Origin of the sequence: Xylanibacter brevis ATCC 19188 (assembly GCF_000621725.1) — a bacterium.
GTDB lineage: Bacteria > Bacteroidota > Bacteroidia > Bacteroidales > Bacteroidaceae > Prevotella > Prevotella brevis.
Genome location: NZ_JHXM01000003.1, coordinates 227,262 through 251,703 on the forward strand (window position 1 = coordinate 227,262; position 24,442 = coordinate 251,703).

General features: G+C 53.3%; 16 protein-coding genes. 6 read left to right on the top strand and 10 right to left on the bottom strand.

Annotated features, from left to right (window positions below):
* Positions 1 to 104: 104 nt before the first annotated feature.
* The gene (pnp, locus tag T433_RS0102785; protein WP_027449288.1) at positions 105 to 2,465 is read right to left on the bottom strand and encodes a polyribonucleotide nucleotidyltransferase; all 2,361 of its coding nucleotides are present in this window, start codon (positions 2,463 to 2,465) and stop codon (positions 105 to 107) included.
* A 147-nt stretch (positions 2,466 to 2,612) separates the two neighbouring features.
* Here pnp and T433_RS0102790 point away from each other — a divergent pair, with 147 nt between their 5' ends.
* The 5 genes from T433_RS0102790 to speA all read left to right on the top strand — a co-directional run bounded on the left by T433_RS0102790 (position 2,613) and on the right by speA (position 9,263).
* On the top strand, positions 2,613 to 3,746 hold the full coding sequence (locus T433_RS0102790) for a TlpA disulfide reductase family protein (protein ID WP_248616464.1): 1,134 nt from the start codon (positions 2,613 to 2,615) through the stop codon (positions 3,744 to 3,746).
* 181 nt (positions 3,747 to 3,927) lie between these two features.
* Positions 3,928 to 4,449, top strand: a complete 522-nt coding sequence (locus T433_RS0102795) for an NUDIX hydrolase (RefSeq protein WP_027454769.1) — start codon at positions 3,928 to 3,930, stop codon at positions 4,447 to 4,449.
* An 85-nt stretch (positions 4,450 to 4,534) separates the two neighbouring features.
* Positions 4,535 to 6,850 carry a type I DNA topoisomerase gene (gene topA / locus T433_RS0102800; protein ID WP_027454770.1) on the top strand — a complete coding sequence of 772 codons (2,316 nt, stop codon included), beginning with the start codon at positions 4,535 to 4,537 and terminating at the stop codon, positions 6,848 to 6,850.
* Complete coding sequence (locus T433_RS0102805; protein WP_027454771.1) at positions 6,847 to 7,374, top strand: shikimate kinase; 528 nt, start codon at positions 6,847 to 6,849, stop codon at positions 7,372 to 7,374. Before topA ends, T433_RS0102805 begins: the two co-directional genes overlap by 4 nt.
* A complete protein-coding gene (speA, locus tag T433_RS0102810; protein ID WP_027454772.1) occupies positions 7,371 to 9,263 on the top strand; it encodes a biosynthetic arginine decarboxylase in 1,893 nt (630 codons plus the stop codon). The genes T433_RS0102805 and speA overlap by 4 nt, the downstream gene beginning before the upstream one ends.
* Before the next feature lie 78 nt (positions 9,264 to 9,341).
* Here the strand turns inward: speA and T433_RS15770 are convergent, their stop codons facing one another.
* The 8 genes from T433_RS15770 to T433_RS14440 all read right to left on the bottom strand — a co-directional run bounded on the left by T433_RS15770 (position 9,342) and on the right by T433_RS14440 (position 21,521).
* Positions 9,342 to 11,360 (bottom strand): DUF6055 domain-containing protein, encoded by a 2,019-nt coding sequence (locus T433_RS15770; protein ID WP_155808307.1) that lies wholly within the window; start codon positions 11,358 to 11,360, stop codon positions 9,342 to 9,344.
* Positions 11,361 to 11,374: 14 nt separating this feature from the next.
* Complete coding sequence (locus T433_RS0102820) at positions 11,375 to 11,848, bottom strand: hypothetical protein (RefSeq protein ID WP_155808309.1); 474 nt, start codon at positions 11,846 to 11,848, stop codon at positions 11,375 to 11,377.
* A gap of 4 nt (positions 11,849 to 11,852) precedes the next feature.
* Positions 11,853 to 13,250 (bottom strand): hypothetical protein, encoded by a 1,398-nt coding sequence (locus T433_RS0102825; RefSeq protein WP_027454774.1) that lies wholly within the window; start codon positions 13,248 to 13,250, stop codon positions 11,853 to 11,855.
* A gap of 63 nt (positions 13,251 to 13,313) precedes the next feature.
* Positions 13,314 to 14,477 carry a thioredoxin family protein gene (locus tag T433_RS0102830; protein ID WP_027454775.1) on the bottom strand — a complete coding sequence of 388 codons (1,164 nt, stop codon included), beginning with the start codon at positions 14,475 to 14,477 and terminating at the stop codon, positions 13,314 to 13,316.
* 26 nt (positions 14,478 to 14,503) lie between these two features.
* The gene (locus T433_RS0102835; protein ID WP_081778329.1) at positions 14,504 to 16,138 is read right to left on the bottom strand and encodes a PKD-like family lipoprotein; all 1,635 of its coding nucleotides are present in this window, start codon (positions 16,136 to 16,138) and stop codon (positions 14,504 to 14,506) included.
* 10 nt (positions 16,139 to 16,148) lie between these two features.
* Positions 16,149 to 16,910, bottom strand: coding sequence for a DUF4843 domain-containing protein (locus T433_RS0102840; protein WP_027449297.1), 762 nt, complete (start codon positions 16,908 to 16,910; stop codon positions 16,149 to 16,151).
* 26 nt (positions 16,911 to 16,936) lie between these two features.
* On the bottom strand, positions 16,937 to 18,379 hold the full coding sequence (locus T433_RS0102845; RefSeq protein WP_027449298.1) for a RagB/SusD family nutrient uptake outer membrane protein: 1,443 nt from the start codon (positions 18,377 to 18,379) through the stop codon (positions 16,937 to 16,939).
* 19 nt (positions 18,380 to 18,398) lie between these two features.
* Positions 18,399 to 21,521, bottom strand: a complete 3,123-nt coding sequence (locus T433_RS14440; protein WP_081778331.1) for a SusC/RagA family TonB-linked outer membrane protein — start codon at positions 21,519 to 21,521, stop codon at positions 18,399 to 18,401.
* A 178-nt stretch (positions 21,522 to 21,699) separates the two neighbouring features.
* Here T433_RS14440 and argB point away from each other — a divergent pair, with 178 nt between their 5' ends.
* Positions 21,700 to 22,479 (top strand): acetylglutamate kinase, encoded by a 780-nt coding sequence (gene argB, locus T433_RS0102855; protein ID WP_027454777.1) that lies wholly within the window; start codon positions 21,700 to 21,702, stop codon positions 22,477 to 22,479.
* Positions 22,480 to 22,609: 130 nt separating this feature from the next.
* Here the strand turns inward: argB and T433_RS0102860 are convergent, their stop codons facing one another.
* The gene (locus T433_RS0102860; RefSeq protein WP_027454778.1) at positions 22,610 to 24,439 is read right to left on the bottom strand and encodes a DEAD/DEAH box helicase; all 1,830 of its coding nucleotides are present in this window, start codon (positions 24,437 to 24,439) and stop codon (positions 22,610 to 22,612) included.
* Positions 24,440 to 24,442: the final 3 nt, after the last annotated feature.

Here is a 24,442-nt window from a genome sequence, read left to right on the forward strand (position 1 = left end):
AGCCCCTAGACGAAAAACAAAAGCTCCGCTTTCGCATTGGAAAACGGAGCCTATTGCTACACCTTATTATATATATAAGGCGACGAAACGACTAGTATTGCGTTTTAGAAGTCCATGTGATCGAGGGCATCGCTGAAGTCCTTGGGCTCATGGTTCTGAGCTGGATCGCGATAAACCTCGCCCTGGGGCTGCTCAGCACGGGGCTGACGGTCCTGACGGGGCTGACGACGATCGCCACGATCGCCACGGTCCTGACGGGGCTGACGGCGGTCGCCACGCTCGGGACGCTCGCCACGCTCACGACGAGCAGGACGCTCGCGCTCTACGTAACCCTCGGGCTTCTCTACCAGCACGCGGTGTGAGAGCTTGTACTTGCCAGTCTTGGGATCGATCTCGAGCAACTTCACCTGGATGTGGTCGCCCTCCTTGATACCTGCTTCCTCAACAGTCTCAAGGCGCTTCCAGTCAATCTCTGAGATGTGGAGCAGACCATCCTTACCAGGCATAATCTCTACGAAGCAGCCATAAGGCATGATGCTGCGAACAACACCATCGTAAACCTCGCCTACCTCGGGGATTGCAACGATAGCCTTGATCTTAGCAAGGGCTGCGTCGATGCTCTCCTTATCGGGACCTGATACCTGTACCTTACCAACACCGTCGGCCTCATCGATAGTGATAGTGGTCTTGGTGTCTTCCTGCATCTGCTGGATGATCTTACCACCAGGGCCAATAACTGCACCGATGAACTCCTTAGGAATCTCGATCTGTACGATGCGGGGAACCTGGGGCTTGAACTCAGCACGTGGCTCTGCGATGGTGTCGGTCAGACATTTGAGGATATGCTCACGACCAGCCTTAGCCTGCATGAGGGCCTTCTCGAGGATGTCGAAGCTCAGACCGTCGCACTTAATATCCATCTGGGTAGCGGTCAGACCGTCCTTGGTACCGGTGGTCTTGAAGTCCATATCACCCAGGTGGTCCTCGTCGCCGAGGATATCGCTCAATACGGCATACTTATCTTCGCCGGGGTTCTTGATCAGACCCATGGCAATACCGCTGACGGGCTTCTTCATGGGAACACCTGCGTCCATCAGGGCGAGGGTACCGGCACAAACGGTGGCCATTGATGAAGAACCGTTAGACTCGAGAATCTGTGAAACCAGACGTACGGTGTAAGGGAAGTCCTCGGGGATCTGACCCTTCAGACCGCGCCATGCCAGGTGACCGTGACCAATCTCACGACGACCTACGCCACGCTGGGCCTTAGCCTCACCAGTACAGAATGGGGGGAAGTTGTAGTGCAGGAGGAAACGCATGTAGCTCTTGTCGAGCACATCGTCCACCATCTTCTCGTCGAGCTTGGTGCCCAGCGTACAGGTAGAGAGAGACTGTGTCTCACCACGGGTGAAGATGGCTGATCCGTGAGGCATGGGCAGGGGTGAAACCTCGCACCAGATGGGACGGATCTCGTCGGTCTTACGACCATCCAGACGGATACCTTCGTCGAGGATGCAACGACGCATGGCGTCGCGCTCTACGTCGTGGTAGTAGCGATCCATCATTGCCTCGTAGTCTTCCTTCGAGATCTCTGAATCCTCGGGCAGCTCCTCCAGGAACTTCTCCTTGAAGTCGGCCAGGATCTTCTCGAAAGCCTCAGCACGTGCGTGCTTCTCGAGGGCCTGCTTAGTAACGTCGTAGGCGGGCTGATAGAGCTCCTTATTCATGCGCTCGCGCAGAGCCTCGTCGTTGATTTCGTGGTTGTACTCGCGCTTCACGTCCTTGCCAAGTTCCTTGCTCAGCTCTTTCTGCAGCTCGCACATGGGCTTGATAGCCTCCATAGCGGCCTTCAGAGCGCCCAGCAGATCCTGCTCAGATACTTCGTTCATCTCACCTTCCACCATCATGATGTTCTCGGCAGAGGCACCTACCATGATATCCATGTCGGCCTGCTTCATCTGCTCGAAGGTAGGATCAATCACATACTCGCCGTTGATACGAGCCACGCGCACCTCAGAGATGGGGCACTCGAAGGGAATATCCGAGCATGCCAGCGCTGCTGAAGCAGCAAAACCGGCCAAAGCATCGGGCTGGTCAACGCCATCAGCTGAAAGCAGCATCACGTTGACGAATACTTCTGCGTGATAGTTGCTGGGGAACAACGGACGGAGCACGCGGTCCACCAGTCGGCTGGTAAGGATTTCGTTATCAGAGGCTTTACCTTCGCGCTTGGTGAATCCACCAGGGAAACGGCCGGCAGCACTATACTGCTCACGATAGTCAACCTGCAAAGGCATGAAATCGGTTCCGGGAACTGCATCTTTTGCGGCACAAACAGTGGCCAGGAGTACGGTGTTGTTCATCTTCAACATGACAGCACCATCGGTCTGTTTTGCCACTTTCCCGGTTTCAATGGTGATGGTACGTCCATCAGCCAATTGAAGGGTTTTTGTAATTACGTTCATCTTTTAATACATCTTTAATAAAAAAATACGTGCAAATTTACACTTTTTCAGTTGAATAAAAGAATAATTATCAAAGTTTTACTATTTTTTAATGATTAAAGAGGCAGAAAAATAGTAACTTTGCACGCAAATCATAAAATGACAACAATGAAAAAGATAGCGTATCTTCTACTGGCCGCAGCCACAATGGCTGCCTGTAACAACAAGAACACATTCACCATCGAGGGACATATTGACGGCGCACAGGACTCTGTGCTCTACCTGCACCACATGGGCGTGACAAAAGCCGAGGTGGTGGACTCGGTGAAACTGGACGAGAGCGGCGACTTCTGCTTCGAACAGGCTGCACCACAGGCTCCCGACTTCTACGTGCTGCGCATCAGCAACCAGATCGTGAACCTGAGCATAGACTCTACAGAGACGGTCAGCGTGAAGGCGTCGTACCCGGGCATGGCTGCCAACTACGAGGTGGAGGGCTCGATGAACTGTCAGAAGATCAAGGAGCTGGCACTGAAGCAGCAGGCTCTGCAGGAGCGCGTGGCTGCACTGGACCGCAACACATCATTGGGACGTGAGCGCGCCCTGGACTCGCTGGAGCACATGATCAATGCCTATAAGGAGGACGTGAAACTGAACTATATCTATCAGGCTCCCAACGAGGCATTTGCCTACTTTGCCCTGTTCCAGACAGTAGGTCCTTGGAATATCTTTGACAAGAACAATCCTCAAGACCTGAAGGTGTTTGGCGCCGTGGCCACCAGCTGGGAGACTTTCTATCCTGAGAGCGACCGCGCGAAGAACCTGCGCAGCATGACGCTGAAGGGCATGAACGACAACCGCCAGGCTGCTGCCCGCCAGCAGCGCGCGCTGAACAGCGACATGGTGGTGGAATCGGGCGTCATCGATTTGAGATTACCCGACAAAAACGGCAACCTCCGCACACTGACTGAGCTGAAGGGCAAGGTGGTGCTGCTGGACTTCCACTCGTTTGGTGCCAAGGACTCTGCGCCCCGCATCCTGGCTTTGCGCGACCTCTATAACAAGTATCACGCGCAAGGCCTGGAGATCTATCAGGTTTCTTTCGATGGCGACAAGCACTTCTGGCGTCAGGCCGTAGAGGCCCTGCCCTGGGTCTGCGTCTATGACGGCGAAGGCACCTCCATCGTTCGCTACAACGTGCAGCAACTCCCCGAGTACTTCCTCATCGATCGCCAGAACCAGCTGCAGAAACGCTCGGTTCAGATAAAGGACATTGATGCAGAGGTTAAAAACTTGCTGTAAGCCAGTTTTTTTAAGATGAGAGATGAAAAATGAAAGATATGATTAGATTCATCCGCTTGACTCAGTGCAGAAAGTAATCATATCTTTCATCTCTCATCTCTCATCTAAATATTTTATCATTTCTCTCATCTAAAAAAGTCTAATCATATCTTTCATTTTTCATCTCTCATCTACCCAAAACATGCATCCCCTCGACAAATTCACGCATTGCCCCGTGTGCGGCAGCAGTCATTTCGAAAAGAATAACTTCAAGAGTAAGAAATGCCTGAGCTGCGGATTCGTGTACTACGCGAACCCGTCGGCAGCGACGGCGGCCTTTATCCTGAACAGCAGAGGTGAACTGCTGGTGGTGAGACGAGGCAAGGAGCCAGCCAAAGGGACGCTGGACCTGCCCGGGGGCTTCGTGGATATGGACGAGGACGCGGAGGAGGGCATGCTACGCGAGATTGAAGAGGAGACCGGACTGAAGCTGAACAGCCCCAAGTACCTGTTTAGCATTCCTAACCTCTACGAGTATTCGGGCATGACCATCCATACGCTGGACCTGTTCTTCCGACTGGACGTGGATGACAATTGCATCGCAACGGCAGCCGACGACGCCGCAGAGGCTATGTGGATGCCCCTCAGCGAGGTCGATGAGACGCAGTTTGGCCTGCATAGTATCCGCCAAGCCGTGAAACGTTTTCTGAACGCCAATCGTTAAGAAAACAAAAAAACTCCTATATATATAAGGTGGTAGAAACTTTTTTGCTTACTTTTGCACCCCAAAAGTAAACAAAATTGGATTTATGCAAAAGAACTTAGTGATAGTAGAGTCACCCGCCAAGGCCAAAACCATTGAGAAATTCCTGGGCGATGACTACAAGGTCATGTCGAGCTATGGACATATCCGCGACCTGAAAAAGCGCGAGCTGAGCATCAACGACAAGACCATGGAACCCGAATACGAGATTCCCGAAGAGAAACAGAAGCTGGTGAACGAGCTGCGTTCGCAGGCGAAGAAAGCAAGTCAGGTGTGGCTGGCATCCGATGAGGACCGCGAGGGAGAAGCCATCTCATGGCACCTGTGTGAGGTGCTGGGACTGGACGAAGAGAAAACCAAGCGTATCGTGTTCCACGAGATTACCAAGCCAGCCATCGTGGAGGCCATCGAGAACCCACGCACACTGGATATGAACCTGGTGAACGCTCAGCAGGCACGCCGTGTGCTGGACCGTCTGGTGGGCTTCAAGCTGTCGCCCGTGCTGTGGCGCAAGGTGAAGCCAGCACTGTCGGCCGGTCGCGTGCAGAGCGTGGCCGTGCGTCTGATTGTGGAGCGCGAGCGCGAGATTCAGGCTTTCAAGACGGAGACATACTACAGCGTGAACGCCACCTTTGGCATCACCAACAAAGACGGCTCACAATCGGAAGTGAGAGCCACACTGGGACAGCGCTTCAAAACCGAACAGGAGGTGGAGCAATTTATGGAGATGTGTAAGAACGCCACCTTCACCGTGACCTCGGTGCAGAAGAAGCCCATGAAGCGCACACCGGCACCCCCATTCACCACCTCTACACTGCAACAGGAGGCTGCCCGCAAGCTGGGCTTCACCGTGAGCCAGACCATGATGGTGGCACAGCACCTATATGAAAGCGGACGCATCACATACATGCGTACGGACTCGGTGAACCTGTCGGCACTCTGTATCAACGCCTCGAAAGAGGAGATCATCCGCCTGTATGGCGAGGACTACAGCAAGGTGCGCCAGTATCACACCAGCTCGAAGGGTGCACAGGAGGCGCACGAGGCTATCCGTCCTACCTATATGGAGAACACCACCATCGAGGGTACGTCGCAGGAGAAGCGTCTGTATGACCTGATATGGAAGCGCACTGCTGCCTGTCAGATGGCCGACGCACAGATAGAGAAAACCACCGTAGAGATTGCCATCAACAATGGTGAAACGGTCAACGAGACGCTGACCTTCATCGCACAGGGCGAGGTGGTGAAGTTCGACGGTTTCCTGAAGGTGTATCGCGAGTCAATAGACGACGAGGACGAGAACAAGGATGAGTTTGCACATGTGCTGCCCCCACTGAAGAAAGGCGACGAGCTGGCTCGACGCGAGGTGCAGGCCGTGGAGCGCAACACGCTGGGACCACAGCGCTATACGGAAGCATCACTGGTACACAAACTGGAGGAACTGGGCATCGGACGTCCTTCTACCTACGCACCAACCATCTCGACCATCCAGCAGCGTGAATACGTGACGAAGGGTGACAAGAAGGGCGAGGAGCACCAGTTTGCCGTCATCACCCTGAAGGGTAAAGTGATGAGCCAGAAGAACCGCACGGAGACCATCGGTTCGGACAAAGGAAAGCTGCTGCCTACCGACATCGGTATTGTGGTCAACGACTTCCTGATGGAGCACTTCCCCGCTATCATGGACTATAACTTCACCGCTAAGGTGGAACAGGACTTCGATAAGATCGCCGAAGGCCGACAGGAGTGGAACAAGATGATCAAGACGTTCTACAAGAGTTTTGAGCCTACAGTAGAGGAAACCCTGAACGCACGCTCTGAGCATAAGGCCGGCGAACGCGAGCTGGGCAAGGACCCCAAGTCGGGCAAGCCTGTGTTTGTGAAGATCGGTCGCTTCGGACCGGTGATCCAGATCGGTAGCGCCGACGACAAGGAAAAGCCTCAGTTTGCACACCTGCCCAAGGAGTTCAGCATGGAGTCGGTGACGCTGAAGGACGCCCTGGAGCTGTTCCGCCTGCCCCGCATGCTGGGCACCTACGAGGACGAGCCCGTGACCATCGGCACCGGACGCTATGGCAACTACATCCTGCACAAGAAGATGTACACCACACTGCCAAAGACCATGGACCCGCTGACCATCGGCATCGGCGACGCCGTGAAGCTGATTGAGGAGAAGCGCAAGCAGGAGACACAGAAGCACCTGAAGACCTTCAGCGAGGATCCTAAACTGGAGGTACTGAACGGACGCTATGGTCCTTACCTGGCCTACGACGGAAAGAACTACCGTCTGCCAAAGAACATGCACGAGCGTGCCAAGGAGCTGAACTACGACGAATGTATGGCCATCATCAATAAGGCATGAGACGTATCATCCTGATAGGCTACATGGGAGCCGGTAAGACCACCATTGGCAAGGCGCTCTCGAAGGAACTGGACATGCCCTTCTATGACCTGGACTGGTACATAGAGAGCCGCCACAGAAAAACGGTGTCACAACTGTTTCAGGAGGTGGGCGAAGAGGGCTTCCGCAAGATTGAGCACTGCCTGCTGCACGAGGTGGCTGAGTTTGAAAACGTGATCATCAGTTGCGGTGGCGGAACGCCCTGCTTCTATGATAACATAGACTATATGAACCAACAGGGTGAGGTAATCTATCTGAAAACATCGCCCGAGGTGCTGTACAAGCACCTGCTGATGGCTAAGGTGGAACGCCCTCTGCTGAAGGACAAGACGCCCGAGGAACTGATCACCTTCATCCGCGAACAGCTGGAGAAGCGTGAGCCATTCTACACCAAGGCGAAGCACACGCTCGACGTGAGCCTGATGGACAATTACGAAAAGATAAAAATCACCATAGATAAACTGAAAGACTTGCTTGAACAATGAAGAAATGGACCTTGGACGACGCCCGCGAGCTGTATAACATCAATGGCTGGGGCACAAGTTATTTTGGTATCAACGACAAGGGTAATGTCTTTGTGACACCCTGTAAGGATGATGTGAAGATTGATATCCGCGAGGTGATGGACGAACTGTCGCTGCGCGATGTCACACCACCTGTACTGCTGCGCTTTCCAGACATCCTGGACAACCGCATCGAGAAGACATGGAGTTGTTTCAAGAAGGCTGCGAAAGAGTATGACTACAAGGCCGAGAACTACGTGGTTTACCCCATCAAGGTGAACCAGATGCAGCCTGTGGTAGAGGAAATCATCTCGCACGGCCGCAAGTTCAACCTGGGACTGGAGGCTGGCTCGAAGCCCGAGCTGCACGCCGTGATCGCCATGCAGTGCCAGAGCGACTCTATCATCGTGTGCAACGGCTATAAGGACCAGAGCTATATCGAACTGGCGCTGCTGGCACAGAAGATGGGTAAGCGCATCTTTATCGTGGTGGAGAAACTGAACGAGCTGGACATCATTGCGCGCATCGCCAAGAAACTGGATGTGAGACCAAACATCGGTATTCGCATCAAACTGGCTTCGAGCGGCAGCGGCAAATGGGAAGAGAGCGGTGGCGATGCCTCGAAGTTCGGACTGACCAGCGCAGAACTACTGGAGGCACTCGACATGCTCGACAAGAAAGGCATGCGCGACTGCTTGAGACTGATACACTTCCACATTGGCTCGCAGATCACTAAGATACGACGCATACAGACGGCTCTGCGCGAGGCTTCACAATTCTACATCCAACTGCACAAGATGGGCTACAACGTGGACTTCGTGGACTGTGGTGGCGGACTGGGCGTGGACTACGACGGCACGCGCTCGCCATCGAGCGAGAGCTCGGTGAACTACTCTATCCAGGAGTATGTGAACGACTGTATCTACACCTTCGTAGAGGCTGCCAACAAGAACGAGCTGCCCCACCCCAACATCATCACGGAGAGCGGACGCTCGCTGGCTGCGCATCACTCGGTATTGGTGATCGATGTGCTGGAGACGGCCTCGCTGCCCGAGATGGACGAGGAGTTTGAACCCGACGAGAACTCTCACCAGCTGGTGAAGGACTTGTATGAGATATGGGACAACCTGTCGCCACGCAACGTGCTGGAGGACTGGCACGACGCTGAGCAGATTCGCGAGGAGGTGCTGAACCTGTTCTCGCACGGTATCGTGGATCTGAAGACGCGTGCCGAGATTGAGGCTATGTACTGGAGCGTCTGCCATGAGATCAACGCCCTGGCCAAGAACATGAAGCACGTGCCAGAAGAGCTGATGAACATCGACAAGCTGTTGGCCGACAAGTATTTCTGCAACTTCTCGCTGTTCCAGAGCCTCAGCGACTCATGGGCCATCGACCAGTTGTTCCCCATCATGCCTATTCAGCGACTGGACGAGCGTCCTACACGCAACGCAACGATTCAGGACATCACCTGCGACAGCGACGGTAAGGTGGCTAACTTCGTGACCAACCGCCATAACTCGCACTCGCTGCCTGTACACGCCCTGAAGAAGAACGAGACCTACTACCTGGGTGTGTTCCTGGTAGGCGCCTATCAGGAGATTCTGGGCGACATGCACAACCTGTTCGGCGACACGAATGCCGTGCACGTATCAGTGAAGGACGGTCGCTATCACATCGACCAGATCATCGACGGTGAGACGGTAGAGGAGGTGCTGGAATACGTGCAGTACAACCCGAAGAAGCTGGTGCGCCAACTGGAAATCTGGGTAACAAAGAGTGTGAAGGAAGGCAAGATCTCGCTGGAAGAAGGCAAGGAATTCCTCAGCACCTATCGCTCAGGACTCTACGGATATACTTATCTGGAGTAATCGGAAGATATATTCAAGGAAATAAAAAATGGAAGTTAAATAGGGTCATGAAGCCCATTTAACTTCCATTTTTCGTTGTTATTCTACCTTGACCCTGAAATGGATCGTGGCTGTATAGGCCTTGCCATCGGTATTGATGAAGATGAACTCAAGGGCTGCCTGATAGGTGGTGCCCACGCTGATACGGGAGCGATAGCCATTGACGGTGACTTTTCCCTTGGCATAGTTGAGCGTCAACAGGTAGTTGGTGCTGGCAACGGTGCCTTCCACCACATCGCCACTGGCATTGAAGCCCCAGTAATACTGCGAAGACAACAAGCGGCTGTCGCTCTCATTACCATCGGCATTCAAGGCACGAAGACGCAGGTTGGCAGGTTCGTTGGCGCCAGGCGTAAGCTGGCCTACGAGCTCTGTAGAGAGGCCTAAGGCGTCGTAGATCTGCTCCATGGGCAGATTGACCACCGAAGACACGTTCGTGCCCGTAGCACCGGTCTTTTTCAGCGTCACAGCCTCATCAATGATGATATCGGTGCGGGGATAGTCTGCGGGATAGTAATACTGTCCAGGCAGGTTGGTGCCGGTGAAGCGCACCTGATAGGGCCACTGCTCGTCGTTGGAGAGCGTGGCAGGGGTATGCACATCATTACCGAATTCGTCGGTACCCATCTCCCAGGCATGGCGGAAATGCTCGGTTGGAGCGCCACTGACCACAAACCACAGATTGGTGGTCTCGGCAGGAATGGTCATCTCGGCCGTTCCCTCTGCGTCGGCATACATATCACCATAGACGCGGGTTCCATCGCTCTGCAGCGCCACAAAGCCATAGCGCCAGCCGGCTTTATCGACCTGATAGGCACGATAGCCCTTGGCACCGGCAATGCCTTTGAACGAAGCCTTGACCACAGTACCGGCCGCGGGGACACGCAAACGGATGACGTTGAAGCCATAGTTCTGCGGACACTGGGCTGAATCGACCTGCCACCAACCGTCGCCTGCGTTGTGAAGCGAGGTCTCGAAGCGGTCGGTATAGCGGCGACCAGCGGTGCGGAGGGCCTCTATATCCCACGTAATGGCGCGGGTGGCATAGTTATACATATCGCGACAGAAGTCGGCCTGTGAGGCGTTGTTCATGCGCTGATAGGTTTCGACAGGGTCTTCAGGATAGGTAGATTCCTTCCACAAACGACCAATGAAGTCGACACCATGCAGTTCGCACCAATAATCCTGTACGAAGAAGTTAAAATAGCGCCACTCCTCGTGCAGAAGGTTGAGGTGAGCATACTTCCAGGGATTGGCCCAGGTAGAGGTGAACTGCTGCTCGGGATAGACCTTGAAGGCCTGCCACTGGGCACAACTCTCCCACCAGCCACAACCGCCAGAGGCATTGGGACCGAAACCATAGCGCCAGCCGTGCTGTGTGCCTTCGTCGCAACCCACGATATACTGGAAGGTGTGTCCAATCTCATGGGCCGTGGTGATAGCTGTGTTGGCGGCTGCGGGGTTGACATCGAGTGTACCTACGCGGTTGTCAACGCCCGATCCGGTGGCACGCCACACGTCGGTATAGTGCACCAGCATGATGATCTTATTACTGTCTAAGGTCTTTGAGTTGCCAAGCTTTGAGAAACCGAGCTGCGTGGTATATACCGCAAAGGCCTTTTCGGCACGCTCCAACAAGTCGTCTGGACTGAAGGTATAGGGTTCGGGCGCCTGGGTAGGATCACTACCGAACTCGGGTTCCCAGAATACTACAAAGTGATCTGACTGCTTAGAGCGGCTCCAGCAGTACTGACTCTTCTCATCATCGAAATTGTTGTTGCGGAGGTAGTTGGGACGATAGACGCCAATGCCGGGGTCTTCCACGTAGAAGGTGTCGGCTGTGGTATAGAGATAACCTTGGCGAGCGCCTTCCTTGTCCACCGTATAATAGCGCATGTTCTGGAACTCCAGGGCATCGCCCTCGTTCAAAACAAACTTCTGCTTGTTCTGTACGAAAGCGCCACTTCGCTTAACGCCATAGATGGTGTGCTGAGCCTGGATGGTCAGCGTGGAAAGAAGGCAGAGGAAAGCCAAGCATCGTAATTCTATATTTTTCATGAGCAGTGGATTCATTATCGTTTCGTAAACTTGACTTTCTGTTGTCCTGCCTGAAGAATATAGGTGCCTGCAGGCAACCACTGGATGTTAACAGCGGTGCTGCCGCCCAGGGTCTGAACAAGATGGCGACCACGGTGGGTCATTTCCTTGCCGTCGAGAGCGAAGACACGCAGAGGACCTGTATTGCCTATCACATAAAGCACCCCACCCTGCTGAACGATATCAGCCTGCTGGGCAGAAAAAGATTTAATCTCAGAGACCTCTTCATCGGTCTCTGAGATATAAAACTTTTCAATCTGAGTGAAAGCATATTGCGCGGCTTCCACCTGAAAGCCTTCATTCGTCATCTTCAGGGTGACAGCGGCATCACTGGTTGCCAAGGGATAGAAAGCCTTGACACCGCCCGTCAGTTGCAAGACGAGGCCACGCCCCTGAGCCACCGTGAAGAGACATGAAGCTAAAAGTGCTATAAGAGCAATTCTCTTCATTGCGTTAGCGCACAATCACCTTGGTTGACTTGTTGCCCTGACGTACGATGTAGAGGCCATTGCGCAAGCCCTTAACGCTGCTGGCTACGCGTACACCATTCAGGTTGTAAACGCCAGAAGCCTTGAACTGAGAAGCATTTACAGAGCTGATACCGTTAACCACCTCTGGTTCGATAGCGAGGATGGCATCGGTATCCAACTCAAGAACATTGTCGGGCTCAGCCACACCAGTAGCGTAAACAGCCTGTACAGTTACCTTGAAGGGCAGTGTTACCACTCCACCATTCCAGATGGTCACGTTGGTAGCAGGAATTATATATTCAGTGATGGTGCCATCTTCTACGTCAACATAATAGTTGTCGTTGTAGTAGATACGATAACCAATGGGCCTAGCATCCTCATCTATAGACCACTTAACGGGGATATAATAGGTGGTGGTACGCTTCTCCTGTTCCTGGTCATCTACGCTAACCACGGTCTGTACCTTCACATCGCCATTCTGTGCTACGTCGAAAACACCAACCTTTGAGTTGTCGAAGACAGTCACCTCGGGAACTACAACGGCATTACCCTGGTTAGAAACATAGAAGGTATAGGTGCCATCCTGCAGCACGTCGGTGGTGTAAGATGTGCCCTCTACCTCAATGTACTGGCCATTGAACACCACTGCATCAGCACTACCGCTCCATGAAAGCGTCACGGTGTTGCCCTGGTTGGCAAAAGCCTGTACGTTCTGAGGTGCGTAGTAGGCATCAATATCACCATAATTGAAGACAGTCTCTACGGTGCCATCGTCACCAGCACTTGCTGTCGTCTTTGCCAGTTGGCCGTTCTCGTAGGTGTAGGTGACTGTTTCTGTGACGACACCTGCTGAATTTGAGGTCTCTTTCTTCACCAGCACACCGTCACTATATGTATAGGCTGTGGTGCTCATAACGATACCTGCAATGGGATGTTTAATCTCACTCTTCAACAGGTTGTGGTCATCATCATAGGTATTCTGCTGAGGAATTTCCAGGCCATTGGCAGAAAGAGTACCACTGGGATTTCCGTATTCATCATATTTAACAGTGCTCAGCACACGCTCGCCAGCCTTCTCCTCACGTGACACAAGCTGTCCTTCCGTATAGTTATACACGTAGGTGCGACCAGCGTTGTAGTTATTAAACACGTTGTACTCCTCCGTAGTCAACTGATTCAGATCGTTGTAAGAATAGGTTGACTCAGAAACGCCTTCAATCAGTTTGTAAATCACGTTACCCTGCTCATTGTAGAAACGATGAGTAATCACTACTGAAGCATCAGCTGATGACACTGCTGTCTCAGTGATAACTTTCTTCTGTGCATTCAATGATGCTGTGGTGGCTACAAGTGCCACAAGTGCTAGTAAAATCTTCTTCATACACTTTCTCTTTTTAAAAATAATACAATCTATTTAGTTTTCACGCGTGATTCGTTATTGAGCTTATTTCTGCTGGTTGGGCATCTTGCCATCGAAGGCATTGACGATCATCTGCAGCAGTTCGTCGGTGGGACGAGACAGACGCATGTTGCCCACCTGGCGCGAAGCCTGACGCTTACCGGCCTTGATGTCTTCGATGCGCTGCACGAGGATAGATCTGAAGGTGGCCTTCAACTCAGCATCGGCTGCGGGAGAAGAGAACGGACGAGCCCAGCGTGCCAACTGCATATCGCCGGCATCCAGTGTGGGATCGGCCAGGTATGCCTGGATATACTTCAGGTATGCCTGCCAGTTCTTCTGCTTTTCAGCTGCCTGGATCTGTGCACCATAAAGATACTGGTTGCCACCCTTCACATTCAGTTCTTTCAGGAGAGCAGCAAAACGGTCGTACACCTCCTGGTTCAGATAGACAGAATCAGCTGTCTCTACCAGCAGGTCACGCTGGTAGTTGGTAAACACCGAAGCGATCTTGGCATCCACATTGCCACGTCCGATGTATGCTGCCAGCACCTCGGGGTTCTTGGCTGTATAAACGAAAGATTTAGCGAAGGGATTCTGGATATTACGGATAAAGATAGAACGCAGTGTGCTATCAGCAGCAAAAGTCTCCTCCTTACCGTCCAGGATAGCCTCAGCCACCTCGCCAGCCTCCTGCATCTTGTAGGTAGCCGACAGCGACTTCAGGTACTGGAACAAGAACTGAGGATCGCGATCGCCAGCCTTCCAGCGAGCCTGCAGGTCGGCAGAAGCATTGTCCTTGCTCTTTTCCTCTACGCGCTTCAGAAACTCCTCGGCAGAGCTGCCGCCCATAAAGCGACCTATTTCCTGCGCGTCAGCATTGAAGATTACAAACGTTGGGAAGGCCGTAATCTGCAGTTTCTTAGCCAGAGGTGCACCATAGGGGCTCTCCATATCTATCTTGACGCTCACGAATTTGGGGTTCATGGCAGCGCCCACCTGTTCCTGTGGGAACACCGTGCGAGCCATCATCTTACAAGGACCGCACCAGGTTGTAAACGCATCCAGGAAGATCAGTTTGTTCTCGGCCTTAGCCTTAGCAGAGGCCTGTTCCAGTGTTGTTCCATCAGGCTCGAAAGCAATACCCTGAGCCATGACAGCACCAGCTGTCAGGAACATCATCATCAGCAGTGTCAGTTTTTTCATCATTTTATTCCTTTTATTAGTTTTTGATATTATTGCAATGTGAATTTCCATGCCATATCCTTCACACGTCCAGGCACCACATACTCATAGTGACTGTCGGTCTCCAAGATACCACTGGCAGGATTAATCAGGTACTGATACACATGGCCCTCCTTGGTCTTGTCGTTCCAGGTGGCGATATGCACCAGATTGTCTGACTGGGGCACACGACCCAGTCCGTAGATGGTGCCATGATAGTACTTCATGATGCGCACACAAGTCACCTCCTCGTCGGCAGAGGGCGCCGTCCATGCCTCGGTAGCAGGCAGACCGCTGTCGTAGGCCAGCGTATAGACCGACTGACCGGCACCGTAGTACACGAAGCTACCCACATGACTGGCAGCAAACGTGGTGGCTGCAGTGATGTTGGGGCAAAGACTATTGAGCGGATAGAGGCCTACGCCTATCTCTGTATCTTCGGGTGACGAAGTTGAGAAGTTGGCCACGGCTAGGTAGCGTTGATCACCTTTACCCATCAGCAGGTAGTCGTAGGGCAGCAATCCGTTACCCTGACTGGAACCGCGTCCCCAGTCTGCCAACAGCAGTTCCATGCCGGTGTTGTTCACATCGAAAGCAGCCTGCTCCATATCCTGCTCGCCAAACTTCTCCAGACGTGCACCGTTAAAGGGGGCATAGCGGAAGCGGTGATAGGTCTGGTCGTAAACGATGACGCCATAGTTCAGCGTGCTGGGAATCTCTGCGTTCCATGCGGCCAACTGACCTACCTCTTCGCCAAACTTAGCCACGCCGAAACGGGTGGTACGACCCTCGGCAGCGCTAAACACGTAGGTATTCGTATAGACCTGATTATTATTGATCAGCACCTCAGAACTCTGACCAGACATCACGCCAGAGCCATGTTCGCCATACCAAATGGGCGCCTCGGTGGCTGGTGCCTCGTGGAAAAAGTCCTTGAACTGCAGTGCTTTCTCTATGGCATTCTCGCTGACGCCCACCAACGTACGGTCGGTACAGAGGCCAACGTAGTTATTGCCGGCAGCCATTGACACGGCGATGTCAAGACAGCGCACGGGTTTACCCTCCAACAGTTCACCGTTGGTTGTCTCGTAGAGGTTCGTATAGATTCTGTCATAGGTCACATTATTCTTCGTCCAGGGGTTATGTATCAGCGCAAGGTCTGATGTGCCCGGCTGATCGGCACGCTCGTAGAACACCATCCATCCGCCATCCAGCACCTCGCTCACCGACACAGGGACGCGGAAGAACTGGCATACACCCGTATGACGGTTCTTAGCCACGAGCTGCACCAGATAGCTGCCAGCCGTACGACTGATCACTGTATCCAGCACGCGCTGATTACCAATGGTGTCAATCACGCTGTTAGCGCCAGAGCCACTCACGCTGCTGAAGATGGTCCACTGGTAGTCCAAGGGCACCTCCTGGTTATCGTCCACTAGTTCACCATTGAAATAGACCTTCGGTGCCAGGCGCAGATGGTCGAAGCGCATCAGCGAGTAGGCCGACTGGATGCCCGTTTCCACGGTATCGATGCTCACCACGTCCAGTTCACGATAATCATAGTTACCTTTATCCTCATAACAACCTACGAGCGACAGCATGGCTGTCAGCCCGCCGAGAACTATAGAAAAATATCTCTTCATCATTCAAAGTCAATTAAAAGGTTATTGGAAGTCCAAACTCATCAACCAGGGGCTCACTATGCTCAGCATTATAGTCGGCCAGCGCACGCTGCATCACCTGTACCAGATAGATTGCATACGAGTTAGAAACCACGTTGGTCTCCTCGTCGTACGACGTCTGTGCATTGTAGTTCACCTGGAAGTCCTTCATGCCCAAGTGTTCAATCATGAACTGATACTTCACGCGGCTATAAGCGCCGAAGTAATAATCCAGGGGCATCTGTGGGTAGTTGGCCACCTCCCAGTTGGATGGCTTAGCCAGGTAGTTCTTCAGTACCACCGCAAACTGCTGATGGCCCTCGGTACCCAAGGCAAACTCATCATTAGGCACCACACGGAAGTAGATGATACCATCCTCCGTGGTGAAGAGATTGGGATCCGACAGCTTCTGCGTGTTGAAGTGTACCTGATAAACACCGCTTACTGCACCAGCAGGAATCACATAGTCCTCCAGTCGTATAGCGTTGATAACCTGCGCCGAGTCACCACCGAAAGCCTCCAGATGGAATGTGCGGTCGTGGTCGGCAGGCATGCCGCTCAACTGTGCATAAAAGGTCACGTCGCCCTCTTCGTAAACATACGAGAAGTTGTGGTCCACCGACTCATACACGGCGCCAGCCTGAGAACCCACCCAGATGTTCAGTGCCGTATAATGGGTATTGAAAGTAGAAACCTCCTCTTTTTCACACGCCACCAGTGCCAAGCACCAGCATGCCAACAATATGATCTTTTTCATTTTCCTTCTCATCTTTACATCCATCATTATCGGTTAGGTTCACGTTCTGCCACCTCTGTCTCGGTCAGCGGCAATGGGAAGGTATAGACCTTCTCGGCAATCGCATCCACTGGTGAGTAGAGAATGGTGGGACGGTTCAGTCGCTTGTAGAGGAAGAACAGCTGTCCCTCGCCCAGCAGTTCGCGACGATAGGCATACACCAGCTCTTGGTAGTAGTCGGCAGGCAACTTGTTCAGTGACGTCAGGTTGCGCGCCTTGCGCAGAGTGTTCAGCACCTTGCGGGCCTGATCCGTGTCGCCCTGGCGATAGGCCACCTCACTCTTGATGAGGTACATCTCGCCCACACGCATCAGTGGCATCTTAAAACGATAGTAGTTGCTGTTGTTGCTGGGCTCATCATACTTTCTCAGATAGCGATTGGCCGCATGCGTAGCAGTACCATTTTTAAACAGGAATGTATATCGGTAGTCTTGTGTTGCGTTGTTAAAGTAGTCCAGCAGTCGCTCGCGTGTCACGGCAAAGCTATAGGGCGAATCGTCCGAGAAGTAGTTGTCGGCCACATCGGCAGTCATCGTCAGGTTGTTGAGTGCAAACAGCAGCTCGTCGGCCAGACAACGGTCGGTACCCGTCTGCATGCTGCCCACCTTAGCCCATGGGAACTTCTCCGACTCGATCACCACATCGGCAGCCTTTCCAGCCTCCTCATAGTCACCGCGCCACATATAGACACGTGCCTGCAGGGCTTTCACGGCATAATAGTTGAGGTGCAACTGGCGGTTTTGCAGATAGCCATTGTCCGTCACCTCGCTGATCTCACGTCCAGTCACGATGGGGTCGCTGGTCTCCAACAGCTGTTCGGCTGCAGCCAGGTCGCTGAGGATCGAGTCGGTCACCTCGCGTACAGACAACTGTGGGAACACGCGGTAGCTCAAGGACTTGCAGTAAGGGATAGACAACTGCTCGGGGTTCACCTCGAAGCTCACGCCGAAACAGCGCAGCAGGTCGAAGTGCAGGAAGGCACGCAGTGCCAGCGCCTCACCCTTGATCACGCCATAGTTATCTTGCGAGAACAGGCGACGGTCGCCATCGATGTGCGCCAACAGGTTGTTGGCATTGGCAATACCGCTATAGTTTGTGCCCCAGATACCACGCAGATAGCCCGTAGGCACCGAGGCATCATAGTTGTAGGCAGCTGCATCGTCATACTGCGAAGCATAATAGAAGTCCCACTCCTGTCCCAGCACACCGATAAAGCCATAGGTCAGTTCCTTGCTATAGGTACTTGCCGACACCATCGACGAGTACACACCTGCCAGGGCTTCCTTATAGCCACTCTCGGTCTCAAACAGCTCGGTATCCTCCACCTGCGAACGAGGCTGTACGTCGAGCCAGTCGTTACAGGCACTGACAACGGGCATCAGCACGGCGCCCATCACAATCTTCAGCAAATCTTTCTGTATCTTTTTCATCTTCTTTTCCTGTTATTTTTTAAAATGTTGCTGTCAGTGAGAACGAGAATGTGCGGGCATAGGGGTAAGCCAGACCACGCTCAGCCTTCACCGAAGACAGGTGGAACACATCGTTCACATAGCATGTCAGACGCAGGCGCTCCAGTTTGGCGCGATGCAACCACGACCAGTACTTAAAGTCATAGTAGAGTGATACGGTCGTCAGGTCGAGCATATTGTTGCGCTGCACAAAACGAGTAGAAGCATAGGTGGTGGTGGGTGTGCTCGAGATGCGCTTATAGAGTGCCACATCGCCAGGTGCAGTCCATGTGTCGCTGAACACACGCTTGTCCACGTTGTTGGCCACGTTCACGTTCTCCACGCGGTCCACCAGTGTCTGGTTGTAGTAGTCGCCACCCAACTGATAGGTGAACAGCAGGCTGCCACCGATGCCACGATACTCACCATTCACACCGAATGTGCCGTGCACCTTGGGGTTGCTGTCGCCAGCCACGATATAGTCGTCGGTAGTGTAGTCGTAGGTCGAGGTGCCATCCTTCTTCTGGAACAACTCACGACCTGTTGCGGGGTCGATGCCCAGCGAGCGCACGGCCCAGATAGCCGTCATAGACTGTCCCTCCTCATAGCGAATGATGGGCGAACTGGTCTTCTCGGCATCCTGTTCACGATTGAACGAGCGCAGCGCATCACTGATCTTCGTCACCTTATTAATATTATGGGCCACACTTCCCGTCACGCTCAGGAACGACTGTTCCTTCTGGTACAGGCGCCAGTTGGCTGTAGCCTCCACACCGCGGTTCACCACGTTACCCAGGTTCTCCATGTAAGAGCTGAAACCTGTAGAGGTAGGTATAGACATGGCGATGAGTGCATCGCGCGTCTTACTGTCGTAGTAGTCGAAGCGCAGGTTCAGTTTGCTGGCAATGCCCAGGTCTAGACCCACGGTGAAGTCACCCGTCTGCTGCCATTTCAGATTCTCGTTGGGCATCGCCATCAGGTAGGCACCCGAGATGTTGTCATAGACGATGGCATCATAGAACTTATACGTAGCTTTCGACTGATAGGGCGAGAAGTTCTGGTTACCGGTCAAGCCGTAGGTGACGCGCAGTTTGCACAGGGTCAACCACTTCACATCTTCCATGAATTTCTCCTTGTGCAGGTTCCATCCCGCACCCAGGCTCCAGAACGTACCCCAACGGTTGTTGCGGCCAAATACCGAAGAACCGTTCAGACGCAGACTGGCATCCAGCAGGTAGCGCTCGTCATACGAGTAGTTGGCGGCACCCGTCAGTCCCAGCGAGCGTGTGGTGGTCTCCGCACCCGAAGGTACGCCACCCTCGGCATATTGCTTGGCAAAGGTGATGTGGTCCACATGGTTGTTCAGGAAGCCCCATGCCGTCATACCTTCCGAAGACGACTGTGACGACTGCAGCGAGTAGGCCGCGTTGCTCAGCAGCATGTGCTTGCCCCAGCGGTGGGTGTAGTGTCCTGTCACATCGACAGAGATACTGTTGCTCTCGCCGTTGGTGATGGCATAGCTACCGCGCTGGAAGTAGCGGTCGCCCGTCCATGTGGTGAAGCGGGTGTGATCGCCGGGATAGAAGTCCTCACGCTTGTTGTTCTGGTGCGTATAGCCCAGACGAGCGGTGAAGCGCAGGTCGTCGGTAGGGCGATATTCCAAGTAGAAGTTCTCCGATACCTCAGTATAGTTAGAGAAGTTCTTAGTACCTATCGAAGCATTATACAGCGGGTTGTAGTATGTCTGCGTACTACCGTTGCTACCGGGCGAGGTATAGCTGCCCAGCACCTTCAGCAAGTTGCCGTTGTCATCGTAGGGACGGAAGTAAGGGTTCAGACCTACATAGTCAGAGAAACTGCCGTAAGGACTATCGTCGGCACGGTTGCCCGTCACCGTCAGCGAGTTGCGGAACATCCACTCCTTGTGGCGGTACGACAGGTTGATATTGCCCGACACGGTGCTTCTGCCCGATTTCTTCATCACACCGGCGATGTTGTTATACATCACACTGGCCGAGTAGCGCATCTCCTGTGTGCCACCCTCCAGATAGGCTGTATGCTTCTGGCCTACACCGGTGCGCAGCGGCTGCGACAGCCAGTAGGTGTCAATGCCTTTGGCTACGCTGGCCACCAGTTCGTTGTACTGTTCGTCCAGTTGCGACTGGAAGTAGGGCGAAGAGGCCGTATAGCGACCCGCTTTCTTCTCCACCGCCAGCTTCTCGACCGAGTTACAAAGGTTATAGGATGTGAGGTCGGGCGCCTCAATGCTCAGGTCGCCCGTATAGGTGATACGCAGCTTGCCGGCCTCTGGCTGTACGGTCTCCACAACCACCACGCCATTGCTGGCCTTCGAACCATAGATAGCCTTGGCGGCACCGTCCTTCAGGATGGTCACCGACTTGATGCGGTTGATGTCGAGGTCGAAGATCTGCTGCTGCGAAGCTTCAAAACCATCGAGGATAAACAGCGGTGCGTTGGGGTTACCACTATAGTCGCCCTGCAGGCCGCCAAACGAAGCATTACCACGCAGCGTGATGTCGCTCATGAAGTTAGGGTTCGAACCGTTGATGCTGTTCATATCCACCACAAAGGCTGGATCGAGCGCCTGGACGGCCTTCAGCACGTTGGCACTGGTTACCTGCTTCAGTTCATCGCGGGTGAAAGACGAGGCCGAACCCGTAAACGTAGATGACTTATGGTCGAACAGACCCGTCACCACAACCTCGTTAAGGCGGTTGTCCTCGTGCAGCACAATCTGCAGGTTGCTGTAGGGGCGCTTACCGTCATACTTCTTCGTCTGCGTCACCATGCCCACGTATGAGTAGTCCACCGTGATGGCAGTACCCTTGGGCACGGTCAGCGTGAAACGACCTTTCTCGTCGGCCACCGCACCACCTTTTATTTCACGCACGTACACGTTGGCGCCTTGCAGTGGTTCACCCTGATCGTCGATAATAACACCTTTCAGCACGATATTACCTTTAGCGTCCATCGCCTGCACTGATGGTTGCACAGACTGCATAGGAATAGAAGCTGGTTTATCATCCTGGGCATACAATGACCCGCAGAGGGCCTCTAAAAACACTAGTAATAAAAGAGATTTGCTACGTAGACCTTTATTCATATACCTATCTTGCGTTTATGTCGGATGCAAAGATACAAATTATTTTGGTGTATAAATTACAATTTGAAAGTTTTTTTTTAGAAATACCAAACTTTTGGTACGAAAATTAAATTTGGAGTATCGAATTATTTTTTGTACTTTTGCACGAAATTACGACAAAATGTAGTTATTTTTAGTTATGAAACAACAGATTACTATCGTGAAAGTGGGCGGTGCCGTGGTTGAAGACGAGGCACAACTGTCGCAGCTTTTACATGATTTCACGGCCATCCAGGGTCCCAAGATCCTGGTGCATGGTGGTGGTCGCAAGGCCACAAAGATAGCCGAACGATTGGGCATCGAGACCAAGATGGTGGACGGACGCCGCATCACCGATGCCGACATGCTGGAGGTGGTGACCATGGTCTATGGCGGACTGGTCAACAAGAACATCGTGGCACGCCTGCAGACACTAGGTGCCGACGCCTTAGGTCTGACCGGTGCCGACGGCAATATCCTCCTGTCGGCCAAGCGCCCCTTGAAAAACGGCATTGACTATGGTTTTGTGGGCGATGTCAAAGCGGCCAACGGCCAGAAGATAGCCCATTTCATCGAGGCAGGCATCATCCCTGTCATTGCCCCACTGACCCACGACGGCCAGGGCCACATGCTCAACACCAATGCCGACACGATGGCTTCCGAGACCGCCAAGGCCATGGCTACCGCCGGTTTCGACGTGACCCTAATCTTTGCTTTCGAGAAACCCGGCGTGCTCCGCAATCCCGACGACGACCAGTCGGTCATCAGCAACATCACCCATGCCGACTTCGAGACTTATAAGGCCGACGGCACCATCAGCGGTGGCATGCTGCCCAAGATAGAAAATGCGCTCTCGGCCATCGATGCTGGCGTAGAGCGCGTTATCATTACCAAGGCCACAGCCATCGATGGACAGCACGGCACGGTCATCACGCAGTGAGCACCAGTCAGCAGGTCTGCACTCTGCTGAAGGCGAAAAGGCATAAAGTAGGAACGGGTTTTTAATTCATCGGATGAATTAAAAACCCGTTCTTTCCTTTTATTTCTATCGTCACAGGTGCTTTTTCGACCTATTTCTTTCTAGGTTTGCGGCGAGCCCAGCCCTCTTCGCTGAAGTCGGGCTCCTCGCCCTTGAAATCCACACGAGGGGTGTTCTGCATCAGCGAGCGCCAATCTTCCTTTTTATACTGGCGCTGGGGGCGCTGACTACCCTGCCCTTCCTCTCTGCCTCGCTGAGTGCGACGGCCGTGCTCGGCCTGGTGGCTCTGTGCGCCGGCCTTGTCGTCCTCGGCATTGCAGCGCACGGTGCGCCCTTTATAGCGAATGCCCGTGAGCTGGGTCATCACCTTGCGGGCGTCCTTCTCGGGCACCTCAAAGTAAGAGATGGTGTCCAGCAGGTCGATATGTCCCACGGCCTGACGGCCGCCCACATAGCGGTTCAACGTCTGCATCAGCACGCCGGGGAAGAAACCGTCCTTCTTGCCCAGGTTGATAAACAGTCGCTTGAAGCCCTTCTCAGGCTTATTGTTGCGCTTCTCGCGGTCGCTCTGCGGGCGACGTTCCTTCTCCTTCGTGGGCGCCTCAATCTCGGGGGCGTCGGCATAGTAAGCCAGGAACTTGCCAAACTCCAGCGACACGATCTTCTTGATAATCTCTTCCTTGTCGATGAACTCGAAGTAGCGACTGATGTCCTGCATGAAAGGCGCGATTTCATCGTCATTCACGTCTGTCTTCACGATCTGGTCCATCACCTTATAGAGTTGCTTCTTGCAGATCTCCTCGGCCGAAGGAATCGGTGTCTCCACGAAGCTCTTGCCTATCACCTTCTCGATGTTACGGATCTTGAACTTCTCTTTCGAGTGAACGATAGAGATGCTGGTGCCCTTCTTACCGGCACGACCCGTACGACCCGAGCGGTGTGTGTAGTTTTCAATATCGTCAGGCAGTCCGAAGTTGATGACGTGCGTCAGGTCATCGACGTCCAGTCCGCGGGCAGCCACATCGGTGGCCACGAGCAACTGCGTGAGGTGCTGACGGAACTTCTGCATCGTCAGGTCGCGCTGCTGCTGAGACAGGTCGCCATGCAGCGACTCGGCATTATAGCCGTCGCGTATCAGTTTGTCGGCCACCTCCTGCGTCTCCAGTTTCGTTCTGCAGAAGATGATGGCAAAAATCTTCGGATAGTAGTCCACAATACGTTTCAGTGCCAGATACTTATCCTTGGCCTGCACCATATAGTAGATGTGGTTCACGCTCTCGGCACCCTCATTGCGCGAGCCCACCACAATCTCCTGGTGGTCCTTCAGGTAGCGCTTGGCCACGCGCTCCACATCGCGACTCATCGTGGCCGAGAACATCAGCGTGTTATGATCCTCGGGCAGCGCCTCGAAGATCTCCTCAATACTGTCGGTGAATCCCATGTTCAACATCTCGTCGGCCTCGTCGAGCACGATGTTGCGCACGTTCTCCAGATGTACATATCCACGGTTTTTCAGGTCTATCAGTCGGCCCGGCGTAGCTACAATGATCTGTGCACCCTTCTTCAGCGCACGAATCTGCTGTTCGATGGCAGCGCCGCCATAGACGGCCTCCACGTGTACGCCGTCCATATATTTAGAAAAGTCGCGCAGGTCGTCGGCAATCTGCAGACAGAGCTCACGCGTAGGACTCAACACGAGTGCTTGCGTGTCGCGACTGCTTAAATCTATTCTCATCAACAATGGAATACCAAACGATGCTGTTTTTCCTGTACCAGTTTGTGCCAATGCAATGGTGTCTTGCCTACTCTCCAACAGTGTAGGAATGACTGCCTCCTGTACAGGCATGGGCTGTACAAATCCCATTTCTTCGATGGCTCGGCGTATCTCTACGCTCACACCTAATTCTTCAAATGTCTTCATATA

What these genes read in the sequence shown, in the direction of transcription:
- pnp (WP_027449288.1), bottom strand. Translation starts at nt 2,465, where the DNA reads ATGAACGTAATTACAAAAACCCTTCAATTGGCTGATGGACGTACCATC.
- T433_RS0102790 (WP_248616464.1), top strand. Translation starts at nt 2,613, where the DNA reads ATGAAAAAGATAGCGTATCTTCTACTGGCCGCAGCCACAATGGCTGCC.
- T433_RS0102795 (WP_027454769.1), top strand. Translation starts at nt 3,928, where the DNA reads ATGCATCCCCTCGACAAATTCACGCATTGCCCCGTGTGCGGCAGCAGT.
- topA (WP_027454770.1), top strand. Translation starts at nt 4,535, where the DNA reads ATGCAAAAGAACTTAGTGATAGTAGAGTCACCCGCCAAGGCCAAAACC.
- T433_RS0102805 (WP_027454771.1), top strand. Translation starts at nt 6,847, where the DNA reads ATGAGACGTATCATCCTGATAGGCTACATGGGAGCCGGTAAGACCACC.
- speA (WP_027454772.1), top strand. Translation starts at nt 7,371, where the DNA reads ATGAAGAAATGGACCTTGGACGACGCCCGCGAGCTGTATAACATCAAT.
- T433_RS15770 (WP_155808307.1), bottom strand. Translation starts at nt 11,360, where the DNA reads ATGAAAAATATAGAATTACGATGCTTGGCTTTCCTCTGCCTTCTTTCC.
- T433_RS0102820 (WP_155808309.1), bottom strand. Translation starts at nt 11,848, where the DNA reads ATGAAGAGAATTGCTCTTATAGCACTTTTAGCTTCATGTCTCTTCACG.
- T433_RS0102825 (WP_027454774.1), bottom strand. Translation starts at nt 13,250, where the DNA reads ATGAAGAAGATTTTACTAGCACTTGTGGCACTTGTAGCCACCACAGCA.
- T433_RS0102830 (WP_027454775.1), bottom strand. Translation starts at nt 14,477, where the DNA reads ATGATGAAAAAACTGACACTGCTGATGATGATGTTCCTGACAGCTGGT.
- T433_RS0102835 (WP_081778329.1), bottom strand. Translation starts at nt 16,138, where the DNA reads ATGATGAAGAGATATTTTTCTATAGTTCTCGGCGGGCTGACAGCCATG.
- T433_RS0102840 (WP_027449297.1), bottom strand. Translation starts at nt 16,910, where the DNA reads ATGAAAAAGATCATATTGTTGGCATGCTGGTGCTTGGCACTGGTGGCG.
- T433_RS0102845 (WP_027449298.1), bottom strand. Translation starts at nt 18,379, where the DNA reads ATGAAAAAGATACAGAAAGATTTGCTGAAGATTGTGATGGGCGCCGTG.
- T433_RS14440 (WP_081778331.1), bottom strand. Translation starts at nt 21,521, where the DNA reads ATGAATAAAGGTCTACGTAGCAAATCTCTTTTATTACTAGTGTTTTTA.
- argB (WP_027454777.1), top strand. Translation starts at nt 21,700, where the DNA reads ATGAAACAACAGATTACTATCGTGAAAGTGGGCGGTGCCGTGGTTGAA.
- T433_RS0102860 (WP_027454778.1), bottom strand. Translation starts at nt 24,439, where the DNA reads ATGAAGACATTTGAAGAATTAGGTGTGAGCGTAGAGATACGCCGAGCC.